The organism is Vibrio sp. Vb0349 (genome assembly GCF_033338975.1).
This window is the reverse complement of sequence record NZ_JAWOTS010000015.1, coordinates 13,041-30,911: the sequence shown is the minus strand read 5'-3', so window position 1 is coordinate 30,911 and position 17,871 is coordinate 13,041. Positions and strand designations below refer to the sequence as shown.

Below are 17,871 nucleotides of genomic sequence, written 5' to 3'. Positions count from 1 at the left end.
AGTCTCGCTTATAGCTTTGCAATATATTACTTAAATGTTGACCAGATTGGTGCGTGATCTGAAGGCTTCTCGATACCACGAAGCTCATAGTCGATACCAGATTCAATACACTTTTCCGCTAGAGAAGGGGTTGCCAAAATGACATCAATTCGTAGGCCACGGTTATCATCAAAACCGCGAGAGCGGTAGTCAAACCACGAAAATTGATCGTTCACCTCTGGGTATAGCTTACGGAAGGTGTCCACAAAGCCCCAGTCTAGTAAGGTTTTCAACCATTCGCGCTCTTCAGGTTGGAATGAACATTTACCTGTTTTTAGCCAACGTTTACGGTTTGGTTCGCCGATACCGATATCTGCATCAATAGGGCTGATGTTGATGTCACCCATAACAATCAATTGCTCGTCGTTATTGTGATGATCGTTTAGGTAGGTCATCAGATCTTTATAGAATTGGCGCTTGTATGGGAATTTGGTTTCGTGGCTGATGTTATCCCCTTGAGGGAAATAGCCGTTTAGCACAGTGACCTTTTCGCCGTTTTCATTTAAAAACGTTGCTATGATCATGCGCTTTTGATGTTCTTCGTTATCCGTCGGGAACCCTTTTTGTACGTGTAGAGGCTCTTGCTTACAAAGCATTGCTACGCCGTAATGTGCTTTTTGACCATGAAAATACACTTTGTAGCCCATGGCTTCGACAGCTTCAATCGGGAATGCTTCATCGTGAACTTTAATTTCCTGAAGACCAATCACATCAGGTTGGTGTTTGTCGATTAGCGCTTGGAGTTGGTGCAGTCGCGCACGTAGTCCATTGATGTTAAAGCTGATTACTTTCATTATTTATCCTTTTGGGGGCGTACTTTTTATGAATAGTATCATTGTGTAAGAGCACTGAAAATGAGTCTCGGTGAAAGGAGTGAAACGCTCTGAGCTACTTTGCTTTTAATTTGTTTTCTAAGTCGTTTTGCACGATCTTTAAAGCGTTAAGCGCAATTTCTGGATCTATCTCATTGCTCTCAAGCAAATAGATTAAATCGACAGCCAGTTTGATCTCTTCAGGTGCGTCATCTAAAGGCGAGGTTGGTTGATCAGCCATTATTGATGTTTTTCCCTATGTGTAATTTGGTTCTCTAGCTTAAGAAGTGCTGCTTCACAACGCGCTAAACGTTGCTCGGTTGCTAGTAATACTTTTTGAGCGTCGGCACGCATAAAACTCGGAGCGCTTTCGACAGCACGTTCTTTTTCTAACACCATCTCGCGCAAGCGTCTTGCCCACTCTTGGTGTTGAGCGAGCTCCTGATAAAGCACGTTGATAGGCTTACGGAAATGGCTGCTATGTTTGATTTCATTCTTACGAATTTTAGTGGTAGAAATCTCGCGTTGAATCGCACCGATTTGCGCCACTAACCGTTCAGTGAGGTACTCAGCACGCAAAGCGGTGAGCTTACCTTCATTTTGCTCACGCACAATCGCATCCAGCGTGGCTTTTGCTTCTTTTACGCAAGGAGTAAGTAAGCGAGAGCGGCAACCAAATAAACGCTCATCAAAAAGCGGAACATGATGTTCGCCTCTTTGACGGTCAAGAACAGCGGCTTGCTTCGCCATTTGTTCTAGATTTTCCTGGAGTTGAGAAATGTTCATGACAAACCTACAAACCATGCGTCATAAGCCAATTTAATGGCTAGTATGCTGACGACAGTAACAAATACAGGACGAATGAATTTAGAACCAAATCTAATAGCGGAGTGCGCGCCAACAAAAGCACCAGCCATTAAACATACTCCCATTGTTAAGCCTAGCACCCAGTTGATATGTCCGAGGAATGCAAAAGTGATCAAAGAGGTAAAGTTACTGGTAAAGTTCATTGCTTTTGCTAAGCCAGAGGCGAGCAAGATATTCAGCCGGTACAGCGCCATTGAACTTACTGTCCAAAAAGCCCCAGTTCCAGGCCCTGCGAGTCCGTCGTAGAATCCTATGGATAAGCCTTGCATGTACTGTTTTTTATGAAGTTTTGGGCAAGGCTCGGGTATTGGACTTTGATGAGCAGAGTGGGGTGTTTTATGAAAAACGGTATACAACGCTGCCGCCAAAATAACAAGCGGCAATCCTTTTTCCAGCCAATCCGTACTAATCGCATCTACAAATAGCGTGCCTAATGTCGCTCCGACGAGTGTTGCCACGAATGCACGCCTCCAGCATTGAGGTTTGAATAGACGTTTTTTGTAGTACGTAAATGCTGCAGTAGAAGAAGCAAAGGTAGCGGCAAGTTTATTGGTGCCTAGTGCAATATGAGGCGGCAAGCCTAGCGAAAGTAGAGCAGGTACGGTAAGCATGCCACCACCACCGGCAACTGCATCAATAAATCCTGCGACAAAAGCGACAAGCGCCAACACCAACAGCATGGTTGGCTCAATCATTTCCATAAATGGTGATTCTTCTAATATTCTATTTTACGTTTAAATGGAGGTAGTGAGTCGATTAAGGCTTGTCCGTATCGCTTAGTGACTAGGCGTCGATCAAGAATCGTTACTCTACCAGAATCTCTCTCTTTACGCAGTAAGCGACCTACGCTCTGGATCAGCTTTTTGCTTGCGTCAGGTACAGTTATTTGCATAAACGGGTTTCCTCCTTTTTTCTCAATGTATTCGGAATGAGCCTGCTCAACAGGGGAGGTTGGAACGCCAAATGGAATTTTTGTAATCACCAAGTTTTCAAGTAATTCGCCAGGTAAGTCTAGCCCCTCAGAGAAACTGCCAGTACCAAATAAGATGCTGGTTTTATTTGATTCTATTAACTTTTTATGTTTTTTTAGAATTTCTTGACGTGAGCTTTCACCTTGAACTTGCAACGCCCAGCCTTTTTTTATGAACTCCGAAGAGAGTGCCTTCGCGACTTGGTTCATCTGCCAATAGGATGAGAATAATACTAAGTTGGCTTTCTTGTCTTCCAAGTACTTAGGCAATATCTCGATAAGATATTCAGTAAATTGAGGCGCTGGTGGTTCATATTTCATCGCAGGGATGAGCAATTCTGCCTGGTTTTGGTAATCGAATGGTGACGCAAGCGCTAAAAACTGAGTGCCTGATTCTGGTTTTCCATCGATACCAACCTGATGGCAAAAGTAATGGAAAGAGTTTAATGCACGCATCGTTGCGGAAACCAAAATGGCGCCAATACATCTGCTCCAAATCTGTTGGTCGAGTTGCCATCCAATTTCAAGTGGCGAAACACTCACAATGAAATCACCCTCGCGATCGGGGTGGGTTTCTAACCAGCGAGCTAAAGGCGCACCTTTTTCACGAGCTGGTTCAGCCATTAAATGCCATACTTGCGCTAGGTTTTCTAACCTTTGAATGTAGAAACCGAGCTCTGCAAGCGCTGGTTCAGCCAACCTTGTCGCAAGCTCCCCGTCTTTTACTCTTTCCGCAATAAGATCGGCAATTTTTGCCACACTCTGATTTGCTTTTTTACTGAACTGTTTTAGTTCTTTGGATTGGTTCTCTAGCCACTCCGGTAGTTCACCGTGTTCGAAGCGGTAGATACCCTCTTCAAATTGAGCTGGGTCGAACTGTTTGGGCAATTGAGTCAGTGCCGGTATCAAGTTCTGAACCGCGTCTTGAAGGTCATTGCGAAATCGAGCTACGCGTTTCTCGTCTGCGAGTGATGAAAACTTACTAATCGACTGATTTAACTTCTCAAGCCATGCTGCCGCACCTTTTAAACTCGCAGATGCTGAAGCATGGTCACGAGCGACGTGAGGTAAGTGATGTGCCTCGTCGAAGACGTATATTGTATTTTCTGGCTCAGGTAAAATCACGCCGCCACCTAAATCTGCGTCTGCCATGACGAGAGAGTGGTTAGCAATGATGACATCGTTTTTATCCAACTCTGAGCGCGCTTTTTGGAATGGGCAGCCGCGGTGGCCTGGTAAACTGTTATTGCAACTGTGTTTATCACTGACAATCAGTTGCCAAAGCTTATCGTCGATGGGTTTAGGCCAAGAATCACGGTCACCGTCCCATTTACCTTGCGCAAGAGAGCGATGCATTGTTTCTAACAGCTCTATATCTTTTTGCTTAGGTTTGGTTTCAAACATGGCTAACTGGCCACCATCAGCACCGCTAGCAGTGGCGAGCTTTTCTGCACAACAATAGCGTTGACGGCCTTTTGCCAAAATAAAAGAAAACTCTCGGTCGGTAATCCGACGAAAAAGAGGGAGGTCTTTATTTATGAGCTGCTCTTGCAGAGCGACGGTCGCCGTTGAGATAACCACTTTCCTATTGTTATGTACAGCCACGGGAATGGTCGCCATTAGATAAGAGAGCGATTTACCAATTCCAGTCCCTGCTTCTGCAACGAGTATTCGGTTAGATTTGTGATACTGACCGCACAGCGTTTTTGCAATCTCTGCAACAAGGTAGTTTTGTGCTCTTCTAGGCACAAAGTTATCAAGTTGATCTTGAAGGTTTTGATAGCTATTACGAATCGATTTTTGAATGTTACTGGTCAGCATACGGGCCTCAAATGCGTTGGAGGCGAATAGTAGCACACATCACTAGTTGTACAGTAGTTCACAAAACGGAATGCTTTTATAAGGAATGTAGATCTCCTTCACAAAAAAATATTGAACCTTATCTTAATGAAATTAATTTCATTATATGAAAAATATAAAACTCCAACTTGGTCTGATTTGTAGGTTTTTATTCTTTTTTTGTTTTTTTAAAATTTACTTGTTGGATTAAAAAACCATTTGTTAATAATTTTGTAAATTACAAATAATAATGGAGATTGGTTAGATGTTCGTCGAATAAATAAAGGTAAACTCACCAAGTTGTTGTTTTGTAATGATATTTTGTTTTTTTTACATTGGTATTTAGAAAATTTGACAGCCAGAATAATCTTTTGCACTCTTAGCTCCAGATTTTGAGGAGGTGCTGTATAACGTTTTGTTAACGCTCTACCTCAAACATATAAAAAAGGGAACCGGACAAGGATATCCCGAACTAAGAAAAGGCAGTGGATTAATTATGAAAAAAACTCTATTAGCACTAGCTGTAGTTGCGTCTGCAACTTCAGTGAACGCAGCTGAAGTATTCAAATCTGAAGAAGGTTCTGTAGATTTCTACGGTCAGCTACGTCCAACTCTTCTATTCACAGAAAAAACTGATCACACAGCAGAGCTAAACACTAGCTCTTCTCGTACTGGTGTGAACGCGGTTTACGTTGTTGACGAAAGCCTAAAAGTTCTGGGTGAAGTCGAAATCGGTGTTGCTCTAGGTGACAACTACGACGCAGGTGCTGATTCAAGCGAGCGTACAGATGACTCTGTATACGTACGTCGCCACATCATCGGTTTTGATATGGGTGATATGGGTACTCTTCGCTTCGGTAAAGAAGGTACTTGGGCTGATGACGTATACTTCGCAGATTACTCTTACTTCTTCGGTGGTAACGCAGCGGAAACTGCATACGGTCACGCTTGGAACAACGATTCTCAAATCAAATACGCTTACGAAAATGACGCGTTCTGGCTAAAAGCTGGTTACGCGCTAGGCGAAAAAGATTCTAACGAAGAAGTACTAGAAGTATTCGTAGGTAAATCTTTCAACGACCTATCTCTACACGCTGGTGTACTTACTGCGAACAACGACATCAACGTAACTAAAGAGAAAAAACTAGTTCTTAATGGTGTAGAGCAAACAGTTTCTCACACAGAGCGTACTGATAACGAAAACCTATCTTTTGAAGTAACTGCTGAGTACGCACTAAACGAGCACACTCTAGGTGCTACGTACTACTACAACGAAAACGAAGATAAGCTAGGTAAATCAACAGTTGATTCACACTACATCGTTGTAGCTGGTATGTTCGCTGTTGCTCCTAAAACAACTCTATACTCTGGTTACGAGTACCTAGCTCAGTCTACTGACGAAGCAGGTAAAGTAGACGCAGACTCTTCTTGGTTCTACGCTGGTGTTGAATACAAGTTCTCTAAATGGGCACGTGTATTCGCAGAAGCGGGTTACACTTTCGAAGGTACTGACTTCGACAACAAAGACACAGACGACGCAACTAACTTCGGTGTTGGTGCTCGTTTCTACTGGTAATCAATACCCAGTTTGATATTGTAAGACCCAGCTATATGCTGGGTCTTTTACTATGAAGATAAGGATGAAAAATTCTATGCAGTTATCATTAAAAGTGGCAATGGCACTGTCTATTTTTGCCAGTACAAACCTCTACGCTGCAACGACTTTAGTGGTTCCAGAAGACGTGAAGTTATTGGCCGTCAACATGGAGAAGCCAGATCTAGAAGGTGGTCTTTTTTCTAGTGAGAAGACAATCGAACTACCTGACGGAACGAATCAAATTGTCTTCAAATATCAACCTACATTCGAAATTAACGAAAACCTTAAGACGGTTTACAGTGATGTAATCGTTGCTAAATTTGATGCTGAAAACGAAAAGCTAACATTTGAACTGCCAGAGTTTAAAACTCTTCGCCAAGCGCAAAACAACATCTCGCCTCTAGATTGGCAATTACTGGATACCAAAGGCCAACCTATTGCTTTGGTCGAAGATGTATTAGAGTCAGATGGTGTTCAAATTGGTCGTAATTACCCTCAAGAATCTCGCAACTACAATATTGCTGGCGGTATCGCGAGTGTTGCCGTTAGTTATGTAACTGTGAATCAGCATCAACAATCAGTAAGTGATATCGAGCCTCGAGTTGAGACTAGTGATTCCCGTTCAACAGCCGCATCGAACGACAGCCCAATGGTTGATGTATTAAAGACGATGTACCAGAAAGCGTCTCAGGCGGAAAAAGAGGCATTTAAAAACTGGCTTGCTGAGCAGTAATCCCTTAGTTCATTAGATAGGGCTTAACTGAAAAAGTACGAATCTAAAAAGCAGGCTTTAAGCCTGCTTTTATCTTTTCTGCTTATTAGAGAGAGATTTCTCTCCATTCACCAGGCATTAGGTCGTTAAGGACGATATCACCCATCGAATGACGAATGAGGCGCAAAGTAGGGAAGCCAATGTGCGCAGTCATGCGACGCACCTGACGATTTCTTCCTTCAATAATGGTAATGGCTAACCAAGTGGTAGGGATATTTGCGCGAAAACGGACCGGAGGCGTTCTGTCCCAGACTTGTGGTTCTGGAATAACTTCAACTTCGGCTGGTAGAGTCATACCATCTTTTAGCTCTACTCCCTTTCTCAATTTTTCAAGATCTTGCTCCTGAGGAGCGCCATCAACTTGAACCCAATAAGTCTTCGGCGATTTTGACTTTGGCTGCGTTAGCTTCGCCTGCAAGATGCCATCGTTAGTGAGTACCATCAAACCTTCGCTGTCTCGGTCCAATCGGCCAGCCGCATAGACATTTTTGATTGGGATATAGTCCGCTAACGTTTTGCGACCATCGCCATCGGTAAATTGACTGAGCGTATCGTAAGGCTTATTGAAAATAATGACTTTACGATCTTTAGGGGCCACTTTTGGCTTTTGGCTTTTTGTTGGGCGATTAGGGCGGCGGTCTTGCTGAGTACGAGTCTTCGAGCCATTGCGAGCTCCTGAGTGTTTAAAATGGCCCGTTTTAGACTGGTTACGACTGCGACCTTTTTCCTGACCTGTACGAGATGACATGTTAACTACCCTGCAAAAATGTAAATGAACTGTGTTTGAAAGTTTTAAGTTTTCTCATGATCGGATATGATTTGCGCGCCTAAAACTAACAAACGCGCACAGAATGATAGACTAATTCGTGTTATTTGTTTAATTATATCAGTGCACTCATGGATTCAGAGCTTAGAGCTTCAAACTACAACAAAGAGTGCGAACCGCATGTGGCGTTAGTGAGGAGACATGTACTGCTAACGTGCAGCAATGCGTCAATTAAACCAACTCAGACGCTGAGTTGATCAGCCAACAAGTTGATTAAAAAATAGGGAAATTTCATGCCTACAGAAAAACCTACAATTATCTACACCATCACTGATGAAGCGCCGGCGCTAGCAACTTATTCATTACTACCAATCATTCAATCATTCACAGCATCGTCTGGCATCAATGTAGATACTCGTGATATTTCACTAGCAGGTCGAATTATCGCTAACTTCCCAGAGCATCTAAAAGAAGAACAGCGCATTGGCGATGCGTTGACTGAGCTTGGTGAACTAGCTCAAACTCCAGAAGCAAATATCATCAAGCTACCTAACATTTCAGCTTCAGTTCCTCAGCTTAAAGCGGCGATTAAAGAGCTTCAGGCGAAAGGTTACGATTTACCAAACTACCCAGAAGAGCCGAGCACGTACGAAGAGAAAGCGATTAAAGCGGCTTACGACAAAATCAAAGGTAGTGCGGTTAACCCAGTACTTCGTGAAGGTAACTCAGACCGTCGTGCTCCGACTTCGGTTAAGAACTACGCGAAGAAAAACCCACACTCAATGGGTGCATGGTCAGCAGAATCTAAGTCTCATGTTGCGAGCATGTCAGACAATGACTTCTTTGGTAGCGAAAAGTCTACAACTATCTCTGGTGCAACAGAGGTCAAAATCGAGTTTGTCGGTAATGATGGTACAGTTAAAGAGCTTAAGTCTGCGTTCCCATTACTAGATAAAGAAGTCATTGATACTTCAGTAATGAAGAAGAAGGCGTTGGTTGAATTTTTCGAGAAAGAGATTGCTGAAGCGAAAGCACAAGACGTGCTGCTGTCTCTTCATATGAAAGCGACGATGATGAAAGTTTCTGACCCTGTCATTTTCGGCCATGCAGTAAAAGTTTACTACAAAGACGTTTTCGATAAGTACGGTAAGCTGTTTGAAGAGCTAGGCGTTGATGTAAACAATGGCATCGGTGATGTTTACTCAAAAATTGAGTCTCTACCTGAAGCGCAAAAATCAGAAATTGAAGCGGCCATTCAAGCGGTTTACCAAACTCAACCAGAACTTGCGATGGTTGACTCTGATCGTGGTATCACAAACTTACATGTACCAAGTGACATTATTGTAGATGCTTCTATGCCAGCAATGCTTCGCTCTTCTGGTCAAATGTGGGGACCAGATGGTAAACAAAAAGACACCAAAGCGATGATACCAGATCGTAGCTACGCAGGTATTTACCAAGCGGTGATTGATTTCTGTAAAGAGCACGGCGCATTTGACCCGACCACTATGGGTAGCGTGCCTAACGTTGGTCTAATGGCTCAGAAAGCTGAAGAATATGGTTCTCACGACAAGACATTCATTCTAGACGCTGCGGGTACTGTTCGCGTTGTTGATGCTTCAGGTAACGTACTGTTAGAGCAAGCGGTTGAAGAAGGCGATATCTTCCGTATGTGTCAGGTTAAAGACGCACCAATCCAAGATTGGGTTAAACTAGCAGTGACTCGCGCACGTGCAACAGGTGTTCCAGCTGTATTCTGGCTAGATGAAAACCGCGCGCACGATGCTGAGCTCATCAAGAAAGTAAACGCCTACCTACCAGATCACGATACTGACGGTCTAGAGATTAAGATCCTATCTCCTGTTGAAGCTTGTAAGTACTCACTAGAGCGTATGAAAGCGGGCCTAGATACTATCTCTGTTACAGGTAATGTTCTTCGTGACTACCTAACAGACTTGTTCCCAATTCTAGAGTTAGGTACGTCTGCTAAGATGCTATCTATTGTTCCATTGATGAATGGTGGTGGTCTATTTGAAACAGGCGCTGGTGGTTCTGCTCCTAAGCACGTTCAACAAGTAGAAAAAGAGAATCACCTTCGTTGGGATTCTTTGGGCGAGTTCCTAGCGCTTGCAGCTTCGTTAGAGCATTTAAGTGTAGCGACAAACAATCCTAAGGCTCAGGTTCTAGCAGATACACTAGATAAAGCGACCGGTGAGTTTTTAGACACCAACAAATCTCCGTCACGCAAAGTGGGTGAGCTAGATAACCGTGGAAGCCACTTCTATCTTGCACTTTACTGGGCGAAAGCGCTTTCAGAGCAAACGGATGATGCGGATCTTGCTGCTGAATTTGCACCAATTGCAAAAGCGCTGTCAGAGCAGGAAGAAACGATCGTTGCTGAGCTAAATAATGCGCAAGGCGTGAAAGGTGAGCTAGGAGGTTACTACTTACTAGACGATGCATTGGTTTCTAAATTGATGCGTCCAAGCGAAACCTTTAACGCAATCATTAACAAGTAAGTTAGTGTTAAAAAACACGTCGTTTTCGGCGTGTTTCCTATCCTGTAAGTGCGTTGTAAGTGTTCCTTTTGTAACACGTGCTCTAAATAGTAAGAAACCCGCTATCTTGGCGGGTTTATTTTTCTCTTCAAAACATCAACGTGGCGTTTCGAGAGCAATATTTTTATATTTCGACAGCGCTCTAATTATTTGGCTTGGCCTTCAAGAGGCACGACGCTACTCGCGTGACAGCCTTTGGGACCTTTTTCAATCTCGTAAGAGACTTGTTGGCCTGCTTTCAGTGTACGATAACCGTCCATCTGGATAGTTGAGTAGTGGGCAAAGATATCTCCCTCTTCTTCATCTGAACAAATAAACCCAAATCCTTTGGCATTGTTAAACCACTTTACTGTACCTGTAGCCATGCTTTACATCCCTCATGCATTTTTTACTGATGTTGTTACTGCAACCAAGTTATACCTTTAACTTGGTACTACCATTGTCAGCGAATGCCAACAAACGTCAAATCAATGATAAGTCACATTCATCAAACCACTTAAAGAAGAGAAGTTTCAAAATGATGATTTATGCATCGACACTTTCCACTGTAGTCAATGAATTTCGACAGTCAATAGCAGTGAGCAACAAACAGAAACATAATTGAAAACAAATCACTTTTGAGATTAACAAATTTGCAAACAGTTTTTCGTATATACGCAGAAGTTTAGTCAATTTGCCTATGAAGTGGCTCATACTGAAAAAGCCATACTGTCCGTGTTGCTTATGGGAGAAGAATCCTCTGACTGAATAAAAAATGAAGTTTTCGTGATAATTACCGTATTCTCAATGAGGAAGTGTGATCCAGATAGAAGATGATGGGGTGGTTTGCAATAGTCCGAAAGCAATAAATAGAAAGTTCTTTTATAAGAAAAAATGTGTAACTTATCGACAAGCATCTTTTATTTGCGCCGTATCAAGACGTGCATTAGTCTCTATATTAGGTAGCAACTTTTATCGATCAAAGATCGAATTCGGTGCCATAACTCACTACACCGCGCTGCACGCTTGTGGTAGATTGTTTTTATAGGTCGAAAACATCAACCCTTTGATACGATATCTTTAGATTGCCATGAGTAAAAATTTTGAATGGGTCACTCCGGACTCTGATCTTCTGGAGCGAGAAAGTACGAAAGTCCAGCCACCTAAGCTGTACAATGTCGTACTCAATAATGATGACTATACACCTATGGATTTCGTCATAGAGGTGCTTGAGCGATTTTTCTCACATGATATTGATAAAGCAACTCAAATCATGCTTCAGGTCCACTATGAAGGAAAGGCAATCTGCGGCACATACAGCGCAGAAATTGCCGAAACAAAAGTAGCGCAAGTTACGATGTACGCAAGGGAAAATGAACATCCGCTACTTTGCACTATGGAGCAAGCGTAAACAAAGAAGACTTGCTCGAACAACCCCAGTTGTTTTTTCGGGAGGTACTTATGCTAAATAAAGAACTAGAGTCAAGCCTTAACGGTGCATTTGCTCGGGCGCGCGACAAACGCCACGAGTTTATGACTGTCGAACACCTCCTACTTGCATTGTTGGAAAATGATGCAGCTAAGGAAGCCCTTCTAGCTTGTAAGGCGGATCTTGACGCTTTACGCAACGAACTCGATATTTTCATCGATCAAACTACGCCTCTTATCCCAGATAGTGATGAGACGCGTGAAACGCAGCCGACTTTGAGTTTTCAACGTGTACTACAACGCGCCGTCTTTCATGTACAGTCGTCTGGTCGTAATGAAGTAACAGGCGCCAACGTGCTTGTTGCTATCTTCAGTGAACAAGAGTCGCATGCCGCTTACTTACTGAAGAAAAATGACATCTCCCGATTAGATATTGTTAACTTCATCTCCCACGGTATTACTAAAGCATCAGGTGCAGGTGAGGATTCATCATCAGACTCGTTTAGCTCAGAAAGTGTTGAAGAGCCTAATTCTGAAGAACGCCTAGAAAGCTTTGCGACGAATCTTAATCAAGTCGCTAAAGATGGAAACATCGACCCACTCATTGGACGTGATAAAGAGTTAGAGCGCACTATTCAGGTACTTTGTCGACGCCGCAAGAATAATCCACTACTAGTGGGTGAGGCAGGGGTTGGTAAAACAGCCATTGCGGAAGGTCTTGCATGGCGAATTGTCGAAGGGCAGGTCCCTGAGGTTATTCAAAACAGCGTGATTTATTCACTAGATATTGGTTCTTTGCTCGCTGGTACCAAATATCGCGGTGATTTTGAAAAGCGCTTCAAGGCGATTTTGAAACAACTTGAAAAAGAAGAAGATGCCATTTTGTTCATCGATGAAATACATACCATCATCGGTGCAGGCGCGGCATCTGGTGGTCAAGTCGATGCAGCAAATCTTATTAAGCCTCTTTTAAGTAGCGGTAAGTTGCGTTGTATTGGTTCGACGACATACCAAGAATACAGCAACATTTTCGAGAAAGAGCGTGCGTTGTCTCGCCGCTTCCAAAAGATAGACGTTGTAGAGCCCTCATTGGATGATACAACTAAAATCTTGATGGGCTTGAAGCCGAAGTACGAAGCTCACCATGAAGTACGTTATACCAATAAAGCACTGCGTGCCGCGGTAGAACTGTCGGCTAAATACATTAATGAACGCCATCTACCAGATAAGGCCATTGATGTCATTGATGAAGCTGGTGCTCGTAGTCGTCTTGCTCCTGCAAGCCGTCGTAAAAAAACGGTCGGAGTGGCTGATATCGAATCAATGGTTGCCAAAATGGCGCGAATTCCAGAGAAGTCGGTTTCTTCTTCAGATAAAGACATTTTGAAAAACTTAGATAGCAAAATGAAGATGTTGGTATTCGGTCAAGATAATGCGATTGATGCATTATCCGAGGCGATCAAGCTGACACGTGCAGGTTTAGGTGTAGACAACAAACCTGTTGGTTCATTCTTGTTTGCAGGCCCAACAGGGGTTGGTAAAACAGAGGTGACGGTGCAGTTATCTAAGCTTCTAGGTATCGAACTACTTCGTTTTGATATGTCTGAGTATGGTGAGCGTCACTCCGTAAGTCGCTTAATTGGTGCGCCTCCTGGTTATGTCGGTTATGACCAAGGTGGTTTGCTAACCGATGCTGTTATTAAGCACCCACATTCAGTCGTATTACTTGATGAGATTGAAAAAGCGCACCCTGATATCTTTAACCTGTTGTTGCAAGTCATGGATAACGGTACGCTAACGGACAACAATGGTCGCAAAGCAGACTTCCGTAATGTCATTCTTGTTATGACAACTAACGCAGGTGTGGCGGAAACCGAGAAGAAATCAATTGGTTTGATTCAACAAGACAATAGTCACGATGCAATGGCGGAAATTAAGAAGGTGTTTACTCCTGAGTTCCGTAACCGTCTTGATAACATCATCTGGTTTAACAGCCTTGATGAAAGCGTTATCCATCAAGTGGTTGATAAGTTCATTGTTGAACTGCAAGTGCAACTTGATGCGAGAGGCGTTTCAATGGAAGTATCGCAAGACGCTCGCCATTGGTTAGCACATAAAGGTTATGACAAAGCTATGGGGGCTCGCCCAATGGGGCGTGTTATCCAAGAACAGCTTAAGAAGCCTTTGGCTAACGAACTGTTGTTTGGATCTTTAGTTGACGGCGGTACAGTGAAGGTAACGCTGGTCAACGATACGCTTGAGTTTGAATACTTAAGTGAGAAAGAGACAGCGATGCATTAATCGTTAGTCGGTAACAAACGCAAAAGCGTACGAGAAGATCGTACGCTTTTTTTATCTGAATTAAATCGGAAAAAATTGTGCAATAAAAAACGGAGCAGCTTGCTCCGTTTTTTATTGCATCCGAAAATCAGAGATTAACGAGCGCGGAAGACGATGCGGCCTTTTGACAGGTCGTATGGAGTCATCTCTACAGTTACTTTGTCACCCGTTAGGATACGGATGTAGTTCTTACGCATCTTGCCAGAGATGTGAGCAGTCACAACGTGACCGTTTTCAAGTTCAACACGGAACATAGTGTTTGGTAGAGTGTCAAGGACAGTGCCTTGCATCTCGATTACGTCTTCTTTAGCCATTTAATCCTCTTTAGAAATTAGGCAATATTAGCGGGCTATATTCTGCCGCTAAATAGTAATTATGTAAAGTTGAGGCGTATTCTACCCTCGCCAACGCTGATTTACTAGCCTTTGGTGGCGTTGAAAGCGTGTTTTGTAGCTCATTGCTGGGCACTCATCAATCTGATATCCCAAATATAGCCACTGTTGTTTGTTTTCTTGGCAGTATTTAATTTGATAAAGCACTGCTAACGTGCCAAGAGATAACTCGTAGTCAGGGTCAAAGAAAGTATAAAAAGCACTCGAGCATTGTGGCATCAAATCTGTCACCGCAATGGCGAGCAATTGATCTGATTCATCGTAAATGTGTAAAAACGACGTTGTCAGCCAGCTAGTTTGAGCAAATCGAGCAAACTCATCACGCTTTGGTGGATACATAGTGCCGTTTTTATGCCGTTTGCAGATGTACCGACTGTAAAGCTCAAACCATTCCTCATCCATTTCAGGTTTCATTTCCCAGCGTAAAGACTGTGCTTTATTAAGCAGCCTCTTCTGACTTTTTGATAATCTAACGTCTGGAATCGAGACTCGAATTGGCTGGCAAGCGGTGCAATGCTCGCAATGCGGTTTATATATGGTATCTCCGCTACGACGAAAACCGTTAGCCATGAGCAACTGGTAATTTTCTTCAGTATGCAGCCTTTCATCAAGCGCCACCGCAACCCGCTCTTGCCGTTCAGGCAAATAACTACAAGGGTGATTATTCGTCAACCCTATTCGAATATGTTGTATATCCGTACTCATACTGAATCCTGCAAAACTTGGGGCTGATAGGTATCAAATAGTGTTTGCTTTTCTCTTAAAGATAGTAGTTTTTGCATAAATTCGTCACGCTCAAGTTCAAATGCGCCAAGTGATGCCAAGTGAGAATTCATAACTTGGCAATCGATTAATTGACCTTGCTTTGACGCCAAATGGTTGCATAAGTACCACAATGCAATTTTGGATGCGTTATCTTTTAGGCTAAACATCGACTCCCCGCAAAAAAGTTGGCCCACGCAGATGCCATATAGTCCGCCAATCAGGTTGTTGTCATGCCATACTTCTACAGAGTGACAGTGACCAAGTTTGGCTAACTCAATGTAGGAAGTTTGCATTTCCTCGTTGAGCCATGTTTCCTCTGCAGGGCGTGTTGAAGAACATAGTCTAATCACTTCTTCTGTCGCGAAATTGAGTGTTACTTTATAGTTATGTTTACGCTGAAATTTTTTGAGACTTTTAGATGGCTTAAACTGCAATGGGTCAAACACAGCGCGCGGAGAAGGGCTCCACCATAAAATAGGTTCACCAGGACCATACCAAGGGAAAATGCCTTGATAGTAACCATTGAGGATTCTCATGGGGTTTAAGTCACCACCAAAAGCCAGCAAACCATTGGGGTCGCTGAGTGCTTTATAGGGTGAGGGAAAGTTGAACGTTTCATCGAGTTCAGTTAAATAAATAGCCATAAGAAGTCGTTACCAACATTGGAGTCAGAGGAGTTTATGATGACCTGGTTAAGAAATATCGTAAAAGTATGGCTTGGGATCATACTGTTTTTACCACTTGTCGCCAACGCAGCCTATGAAAGAAATGTTGCCAAGCCAGTTAATGAAGTAGTTTACGGGAAGATTGACTCTGTCCGTTATATTACTCAACAAGAGGTTGTTCAATCGAAAAGTAACGGTTGGAAGACACTACTTGGTGCCACTATCGGTGGTTTAGTCGGTAATCAATTTGGTGGCGGTACGGGAAGAGAAGTCGCGACGGCAGTGGGTGCGCTTGCAGGTGCCGCAGTTGCTCAAAACCAAAGTAATTACCAATACACGGTTGAATATAAGTTAGTTGAGCTACTCATCAAAGTGAAGGGTGATAAGCTAATTAATGTCATCCAAGATGTTGATAAAAATATGTTATTTAGTCGAGGGGATGAAGTTCGTATTTTATATTTTGATGATGGAGTCAGGGTTGATATCACTTATTAACCCTAGGTTGTTTTAGTCTAACGAAGCCTAATCAGGCATGTACAGTCGGGCTGGCTTATCGTCAAATAAAGTTGAAATAGTTTGCTGTTTCGCCGTGCTTCTTTCGCTCTGATTTACATCGCTGGCAATGCCTTTAATTCTGTATCTTTAGGCTGCTTGAGGATATTCATAAATTAGCGCCGATTTACTCTGGTTTTGTCGTGTTTTTTTGGGTAGTCTGAATTCACGAAGAATTGTTTAGCCCTCATAAAAAATCGTATGTTGAGGGCACAAAGGATTATCAACTTTTAATGGAAAGCCTAACGTTACAACCTATCAATAAAATTCAAGGGGAAGTGAACCTTCCTGGCTCTAAAAGTGTTTCTAATCGAGCTCTTTTACTTGCTGCTCTTGCTAAAGGCAGAACTCGCCTTACTAATCTCCTCGACAGTGATGATATTCGTCATATGCTGAATGCGCTGACTAAACTAGGCGTTCAATACCAACTTTCCGAAGATAAAACAGAATGTCTCGTTGACGGCCTTGGGCGTCCGTTTTCTGTCTCAGAGCCGGTAGAGTTATTTCTCGGCAATGCTGGCACTGCGATGCGACCATTAGCTGCGGCTCTTTGTCTTGGAGAAGGGGAGTATGTACTGACGGGCGAACCTCGTATGAAAGAGCGTCCAATTGGTCACCTTGTCACGGCACTGAAAGATGCTGGTGCGAACGTTGAGTACATGGAAAACGAGAACTTTCCGCCTCTCAAAATAATTGGTACTGGCCTAAAAGCAGGTACAGTTTCTATCGATGGGTCCATTTCAAGTCAGTTCTTGACCGCTTTCTTAATGTCTGCGCCATTGGCTGAAGGTGAAATTCGCATCAACATCGAAGGCGATTTGGTTTCTAAGCCTTATATCGATATCACCCTGCATATCATGAAGCAGTTTGGAGTCGATGTGATCAACAACGACTATCAAGAGTTTGTGATTCCAGCCGGTCAGCAATACATCGCTCCAGGTGATTTCTTGGTTGAAGGTGACGCGTCTTCTGCTTCTTACTTCTTGGCGGCGGCAGCCATCAAAGGTGGAGAAGTTAAAGTAACGGGTATCGGTAAAAACAGCATTCAAGGTGATATTCAATTTGCTGATGCGCTTGAAAAAATGGGTGCAGAAATTGAATGGGGTGATGACTACGTAATTTCACGTGTTGGTCAATTAAAAGGCATTGATATGGATTACAACCATATCCCTGATGCTGCAATGACCATCGCGACAACAGCGTTATTTGCCGAAGGCACTACCGCTATTCGTAACGTTTATAACTGGCGTGTAAAAGAAACAGACCGTTTGTCAGCTATGGCGACTGAGTTACGTAAAGTTGGTGCGGAAGTGGAAGAAGGGGAAGACTACATCATCGTCAAACCTGTTTCTCAGTTAAAGCATGCAGCGATTGATACTTACGATGATCATCGTATGGCGATGTGTTTTTCGCTGGTGGCACTTAGTGATACGCCTGTGACGATTAACGATCCAAAGTGTACGTCGAAAACGTTCCCTGACTACTTCGACAAACTTAAGGCTTTAAGTTGCTAAATATTCTGACCTAAAA

General features: G+C 43.1%; 17 protein-coding genes. 7 read left to right on the top strand and 10 right to left on the bottom strand.

All coding sequences use genetic code 11. The features are described 5' to 3' along the window. Positions 1-26: 26 nt before the first annotated feature. The 5 genes from xthA to dinG form a co-directional block, all read right to left on the bottom strand. Positions 27-833 (bottom strand): exodeoxyribonuclease III, encoded by an 807-nt coding sequence (xthA, locus tag R7Q47_RS16020; RefSeq protein WP_318089256.1) that lies wholly within the window; start codon positions 831-833, stop codon positions 27-29. Between the two features lie 94 nt (positions 834-927). Then, on the bottom strand, positions 928-1,092 hold the full coding sequence (rsmS, locus tag R7Q47_RS16015; protein ID WP_047100850.1) for a pleiotropic regulatory protein RsmS: 165 nt from the start codon (positions 1,090-1,092) through the stop codon (positions 928-930). Further along, on the bottom strand, positions 1,092-1,637 hold the full coding sequence (locus tag R7Q47_RS16010; protein ID WP_005378431.1) for a primosomal replication protein: 546 nt from the start codon (positions 1,635-1,637) through the stop codon (positions 1,092-1,094). The genes rsmS and R7Q47_RS16010 overlap by 1 nt, the downstream gene beginning before the upstream one ends. After that, on the bottom strand, positions 1,634-2,419 hold the full coding sequence (locus R7Q47_RS16005) for a sulfite exporter TauE/SafE family protein (RefSeq protein ID WP_005387866.1): 786 nt from the start codon (positions 2,417-2,419) through the stop codon (positions 1,634-1,636). The genes R7Q47_RS16010 and R7Q47_RS16005 overlap by 4 nt, the downstream gene beginning before the upstream one ends. 14 nt (positions 2,420-2,433) lie before the next feature. Further along, positions 2,434-4,509 carry an ATP-dependent DNA helicase DinG gene (gene dinG, locus R7Q47_RS16000; protein WP_031781152.1) on the bottom strand — a complete coding sequence of 692 codons (2,076 nt, stop codon included), beginning with the start codon at positions 4,507-4,509 and terminating at the stop codon, positions 2,434-2,436. Between the two features lie 514 nt (positions 4,510-5,023). Here dinG and R7Q47_RS15995 point away from each other — a divergent pair. After that, on the top strand, positions 5,024-6,103 hold the full coding sequence (locus R7Q47_RS15995) for a porin (RefSeq protein WP_005378424.1): 1,080 nt from the start codon (positions 5,024-5,026) through the stop codon (positions 6,101-6,103). A 76-nt stretch (positions 6,104-6,179) separates the two neighbouring features. Next, complete coding sequence (locus tag R7Q47_RS15990; RefSeq protein WP_154204716.1) at positions 6,180-6,857, top strand: DUF2057 family protein; 678 nt, start codon at positions 6,180-6,182, stop codon at positions 6,855-6,857. Positions 6,858-6,942: 85 nt separating this feature from the next. Here the strand turns inward: R7Q47_RS15990 and R7Q47_RS15985 are convergent, their stop codons facing one another. Then, positions 6,943-7,644 (bottom strand): pseudouridine synthase, encoded by a 702-nt coding sequence (locus R7Q47_RS15985; protein ID WP_005387874.1) that lies wholly within the window; start codon positions 7,642-7,644, stop codon positions 6,943-6,945. A gap of 311 nt (positions 7,645-7,955) precedes the next feature. On the opposite strand from R7Q47_RS15985, the gene R7Q47_RS15980 reads away from it, so the two are divergent. Then, a complete protein-coding gene (locus R7Q47_RS15980) occupies positions 7,956-10,181 on the top strand; it encodes an NADP-dependent isocitrate dehydrogenase (RefSeq protein ID WP_025766922.1) in 2,226 nt (741 codons plus the stop codon). A gap of 185 nt (positions 10,182-10,366) precedes the next feature. Here R7Q47_RS15980 and cspD read toward each other — a convergent pair whose 3' ends face one another. Beyond that, a complete protein-coding gene (cspD, locus tag R7Q47_RS15975) occupies positions 10,367-10,585 on the bottom strand; it encodes a cold shock domain-containing protein CspD (protein WP_005378407.1) in 219 nt (72 codons plus the stop codon). Positions 10,586-11,289: 704 nt separating this feature from the next. Between cspD and clpS the strand changes: the two genes are divergently transcribed. Together clpS and clpA are read left to right on the top strand one after the other, a co-directional pair. Next, positions 11,290-11,610, top strand: coding sequence for an ATP-dependent Clp protease adapter ClpS (clpS, locus tag R7Q47_RS15970; RefSeq protein ID WP_005378419.1), 321 nt, complete (start codon positions 11,290-11,292; stop codon positions 11,608-11,610). A 50-nt stretch (positions 11,611-11,660) separates the two neighbouring features. Further along, positions 11,661-13,928, top strand: coding sequence for an ATP-dependent Clp protease ATP-binding subunit ClpA (gene clpA, locus R7Q47_RS15965; RefSeq protein WP_005387879.1), 2,268 nt, complete (start codon positions 11,661-11,663; stop codon positions 13,926-13,928). A 134-nt stretch (positions 13,929-14,062) separates the two neighbouring features. Here clpA and infA read toward each other — a convergent pair whose 3' ends face one another. The 3 genes from infA to aat all read right to left on the bottom strand — a co-directional run bounded on the left by infA (position 14,063) and on the right by aat (position 15,768). Then, positions 14,063-14,281, bottom strand: a complete 219-nt coding sequence (gene infA, locus R7Q47_RS15960; protein ID WP_001040192.1) for a translation initiation factor IF-1 — start codon at positions 14,279-14,281, stop codon at positions 14,063-14,065. Between the two features lie 81 nt (positions 14,282-14,362). Continuing rightward, entirely contained in the window at positions 14,363-15,064 is a 702-nt protein-coding gene (locus tag R7Q47_RS15955; protein WP_005378346.1) for an arginyltransferase, read from the bottom strand. Continuing rightward, a complete protein-coding gene (gene aat, locus R7Q47_RS15950) occupies positions 15,061-15,768 on the bottom strand; it encodes a leucyl/phenylalanyl-tRNA--protein transferase (protein ID WP_137281834.1) in 708 nt (235 codons plus the stop codon). Before aat ends, R7Q47_RS15955 begins: the two co-directional genes overlap by 4 nt. Before the next feature lie 39 nt (positions 15,769-15,807). On the opposite strand from aat, the gene R7Q47_RS15945 reads away from it, so the two are divergent. Both R7Q47_RS15945 and aroA read left to right on the top strand, forming a co-directional pair. Further along, complete coding sequence (locus tag R7Q47_RS15945; protein WP_005378348.1) at positions 15,808-16,284, top strand: glycine zipper 2TM domain-containing protein; 477 nt, start codon at positions 15,808-15,810, stop codon at positions 16,282-16,284. A gap of 290 nt (positions 16,285-16,574) precedes the next feature. Continuing rightward, positions 16,575-17,855, top strand: coding sequence for a 3-phosphoshikimate 1-carboxyvinyltransferase (gene aroA, locus R7Q47_RS15940; RefSeq protein ID WP_017634728.1), 1,281 nt, complete (start codon positions 16,575-16,577; stop codon positions 17,853-17,855). Positions 17,856-17,871 lie beyond the last annotated feature (16 nt).